The sequence below is a fragment of the Cellulomonas sp. P4_B5_2 genome (assembly GCF_056402235.1).
The window spans coordinates 1-4,280 of record NZ_JBFUHU010000323.1; the positions used below are offsets into that span (position 1 = coordinate 1).

Below are 4,280 nucleotides of genomic sequence, written 5' to 3' on the forward strand. Positions count from 1 at the left end.
GGCGTGGGTCCTGCCCCCGGGCTGGTCACCGCCGTGGTCGCCGGCATCGGGCGTGGGTCCTGCCCCCGGGCTGGTCACCGCCGTGGTCGCCGGCATCGTGGCGGCCGTCTTCGGGGGCTCGCGCGTCCAGGTCTCCGGACCCACCGGTGCGATGGCGGTGGTGCTCGCACCGATCGTCGCGACGCACGGACCGACCGCCGTCCCGCTGGTCGCGATCCTGGCGGGGGTGATCGTCCTGCTGGCGGGCGTGACCCGGCTGGGACGCGTGGTGACGTTCATCCCGTGGCCGGTGGTCGAGGGGTTCACCCTCGGCATCGCGACGATCATCTTCCTGCAGCAGGTTCCCGCCGCCGTCGGCGTCGGCGCGACCGTCGGGGGCAACCCCCTCGTCGTCGCGGCGGATGCGGTCACCCACGCAGGTCCGACGGTCTGGTGGGCCCTCGGGACGGTCGCGGTCGTCGCCGCGATCATGCTCGTGCTCCCCCGGTTCGCCCCCGGCCTCCCGGCGTCGCTCGTCGCGGTCGTGGTGGTGACGACCGTCGCCCAGCTCACGCAGGCGCCGCTCGCCCGGATCGGCGCCCTGCCCGACTCGCTGCCCCTTCCGGTCCTCCCGACCGTCGACCTGGGGTTGATCCGCTCGCTCGTCGGCCCCGCCGTGGCCGTGGCCGCGCTCGCCGCCATCGAGTCGCTGCTCTCGGCCCGGGTGGCCGCCGCGATGCCGGCGTCCACCCCTGGACGCGCCGGCACACCGGCGACCTCGGACGACGACGCCCGCCGGTACGACCCCGACCGTGAGCTCGTGGGCCAGGGTCTCGCGTCGATCGCGTCCGGCGCGTTCGGGGGCATGCCCGCGACCGGCGCCATCGCCCGGACCGCGGTGAACGTGCGCGCCGGCGCCCAGACGCGACTGGCCTCGATCACCCACTCCGCGGTGATCCTGGGGGTCATCTACCTCGGAACCGGAGCGGTCTCGGCGATCCCGCTCGCGGCCCTGGCCGGCGTCCTGATGGTCACCGCGACGCGGATGGTCTCGGTTGCGGCCGTCAAGGTCGTCCTGACCTCCACCCGGTCCGACGCGCTCGTGCTCGTGGTCACCGCGGTGATCACCATCGCGGTCGACCTCATCGAGGCCGTGCAGATCGGCCTGCTGGTGGCGGCGTTCTTCGCGCTGCGGGCGGTCTCGCGCGCGACCTCGGTCCGCCGTGAGCCGCTGCCCGGTCCGGCGCACCCCGGCGACGAGCACATCGCCCTGTACCGGCTGGACGGCGCGATGTTCTTCGGTGCCGCCGACCGGATCGGCGCCCAGATCCGCTCGAGCACCGACGCACTGGTCGTCGTCCTGCGCCTCTCGCAGCTCCGGCTGGTCGACGCCACCGGCGCGCACGCCCTGGCCGAGCTGGTCGCCGCCCTCGAGCGCGCCGGTGTCACGGTGCTGGTCAAGGGCGTCCAGCCCCAGCACCTGCAGCTCCTCACCCGCGTCGGCGTCCTCGACGAGCTGCGGCACGAGAACCATCTGTTCGACGACCTCGGGCCCGCGCTCGAGCACGCCAGGTCGCACGTCGCCCGCGCCGCCGCCGAGCACGTCCCCTCCAGCTCCACGGAGGCCCCCGCCGGTCGGTGATCCCTGTCGGCCGCCACCGTCCGGGTCCAGACTGGACCGATGGAGGGGGGCCACGGCGCGGAGCCTGCCCTGCAGGTGGAGCTCGGCCAGCGGTTCCAGCTCACCGGCACGGCGCAGCAGCTCATCGCGATGCTGGCGTCGCGCCAGACGGACGTCGACGCGACGGTGGACACCCATGTCGAGGTCAACCCCGCACTCGTCCGGCGGACACCGCGACGGTGCCGCTGGTGCGCCGCTCCGCTGGAGCGCGGCCGGTGCCCGGCGTGCAGCGGGACCGGTGCGGACGTGCGCGACCTGGACCCGGCAGCACCCCTGGACGCGCGCGCTCAGGTGCTGCAGGACGCCCGCGCGCTCGTGCCCGCCGGGCACGAAGGCGATGTCGAGCTGGTCATGGCGCTGCTGGACGAGCGAGGGCTCCTGCCCGGCGGGATCGAGGCGGTCGGCGGTCACCCGGACGAGCGCCTCCGCGTGGCGCTCGACGCGGTGCGGGCCGTGGCGCCGCCGGGCACAGGAGAGCCCGACCTGCTCGCGTGCCTGCTCGCCCAGGCCCGGTGGCACGCTGAGCACGGCGGCCCCGCCCTCCTGGTGACCCTCGTGCAGGACCACCTGCAGGACCTCGGCGACGACGGTCTCGCCGGGCGGCTCGGGGTGACTCCCGCCGAGCTGAGCGATGCCCGGGCCGTCCTGCGGACGCGGCTGACCGTCGCCCCGCTGCCCCTCGGTGGCGACGACGCCGCTCTCGCGCCGCCGGACGTGGTGGTGCGCGAGGTGCACCGTCGCCTCGTGGTCGAGGCCCTGGACGCGGGCGACCTCGGGCTGGCCGTCGACGACGAGCTCGCCGCCCTCCCGCTCGGTGCCGAGGCGGCGCGGTGGCGCGACGCGCACGTCGCCGACGCCCGGCGGCTGCTCTACCTGCTCGACCACCGCGCGGACACCCTCCGTCGCGTGACCGCCACTGCCCTCGAGGTGCAGGAGGACTTCGTCCGGCACGGACGCGCGGCGCACCGCCCGCTCACGCGCGCCCAGGTGGCCGGGCGACTGGGCCTGCACCCGTCGACCGTGTCGCGGGTCGTCCACGGAGCGGTCGTGGCGCTGCCCGACCGGCGGGTGCTGCCGCTGGCGGCCTTCTTCGGCACGGCGGAGGCCCCGCGCGAGGCGGTCGCCCGGCTGTTCGCGTCGGACGACCCGCCGCACAGCGACGACGAGGCGCGCATCCGGCTGGCCGCGCAGGGCGTCCACCTGGCGCGCCGCACGGTTGCCAAGTACCGCGCATCCGAAGGCCGTCGCCGAGCCGCGGCCACCTGAGCCCGCGAAGCGCGCTTCTCGCCGACCCGTCCCGGCACGCGCCCGGACGAAGCGGGCTTCCACCGACTCCCCGGGCACCACCTCCCCGAGAAGCGCGCACCACCTGACCGGATGCACGGCGGACCGCTCGCGCGACGGTGTGGCACGGAACGTGCATGTGGTGGGGCACAGCGAGTTCACACGTCGGGGGAAGGGATCCGCCCATGCATGACATCGACCGAGCCCTGTTCGAGATGGGCCAGGAGACCGCCTGGGAAGGCGAGTCGGAGGACGAGTTCGCGGGACAGGCCGAGATGGAGCTGGCGACCGAGCTGCTCGAGATCACCAACGAGGAGGAGCTCGACCGGTTCCTCGGAGACGTGCTGCGTGGTGCCGTGCGTGCCGGGTCGGCCTTCGCGCGGTCGAGCGCGGGCCGGGCTGTCGGCGGCCTGCTGAAGTCCGCGGCGAAGCAGGCCCTCCCCCACGTCGGACGCGCGCTGGGCGGGCTGGTGCCCGGGGGCGGCGACATCGGAGGCAAGCTCGGCAGCTTCGTCGCCAGCCGGCTGGAGGCCGAGCTCGAGGGCCTGTCGCAGGAGGATCGCGAGCTCGAGATCAGCCGCGCCTTCGTGCGCTTCGCGGACGCGACGGCACGCGAGGCCGCCGCGGCGCCGCGTGGCGTGCCCCCGCAGGTCGCCGCRCAGCGCTCCGCCATGGCGGCCGCTCGCCGCTACCTGCCGGCCCTCACCCCGGTGATCAGCCGTCTTGCCCCGCCGTCGGGCGGGCCAGGACCGCGTCGGCCGCGGTCCACGTCGGGGCGCTGGGTGCGCCGCGGCCCGAACATCGTCCTGCTCAACGCGTAGGGAGACAGCCATGACGTACCAGACCGAGTGGGCCGCAGAGGGTCCGCTGCAGGAGTGGGAGATCACCGGTGAGGGCGAGTGGTCCGGCGAAGGTGAGGGCGAGTGGTCCGGCGAGRGCGAGGACGAGCTGGTCCAGGAGCTGTTCGAGATCACGTCGGAGGACGAGCTCGACCAGTTCCTCGGCAAGCTGGTCAAGGGTGCCGGCAAGTTCCTCAAGTCCGGTGTGGGCAAGGCCGTGACGGGCGTCCTGAAGAAGGTGGCCAAGACCGCGCTGCCCATGGTGGGCGGCGCCCTGGGCAGCCTGGTGGCGCCCGGGATCGGCACCGCGATCGGCGGCAAGCTCGGCTCCATGGCCTCGAGCCTGCTCGAGGCGGAGGAGGCCGAGGTCCTCGGTGAGGAAGAGGCCGAGTACGAGGCCGCCCGGCGCTTCGTGCAGTTCGGGCGCGCGACCGCGAGGTACGCCGCGGCCGCGCCGTCGTCGCTGCCCCCGCAGGTCGTCGCGCGCAGCTCGGCCG

4 protein-coding genes are annotated in these 4,280 nt (G+C 75.1%); all 4 read left to right on the top strand.

Going from position 1 to position 4,280, the window contains the following annotated elements; translation table 11 throughout:
• Window positions 1-1,621 (top strand): SulP family inorganic anion transporter (locus AC1DUQ_RS18505; protein WP_477074313.1); only part of this gene is annotated, 1,621 nt, incomplete at its 5' end.
• 39 nt (window positions 1,622-1,660) lie between these two features.
• Window positions 1,661-2,926, top strand: a complete 1,266-nt coding sequence (locus AC1DUQ_RS18510) for an RNA polymerase factor sigma-54 (RefSeq protein ID WP_477062222.1) — start codon at window positions 1,661-1,663, stop codon at window positions 2,924-2,926.
• 203 nt (window positions 2,927-3,129) lie between these two features.
• A complete protein-coding gene (locus tag AC1DUQ_RS18515) occupies window positions 3,130-3,765 on the top strand; it encodes a hypothetical protein (protein WP_477062223.1) in 636 nt (211 codons plus the stop codon).
• 10 nt (window positions 3,766-3,775) lie between these two features.
• Window positions 3,776-4,280, top strand: a 505-nt coding sequence (locus tag AC1DUQ_RS18520) for a hypothetical protein (protein WP_477074314.1), incomplete at its 3' end; no start/stop codon positions are given.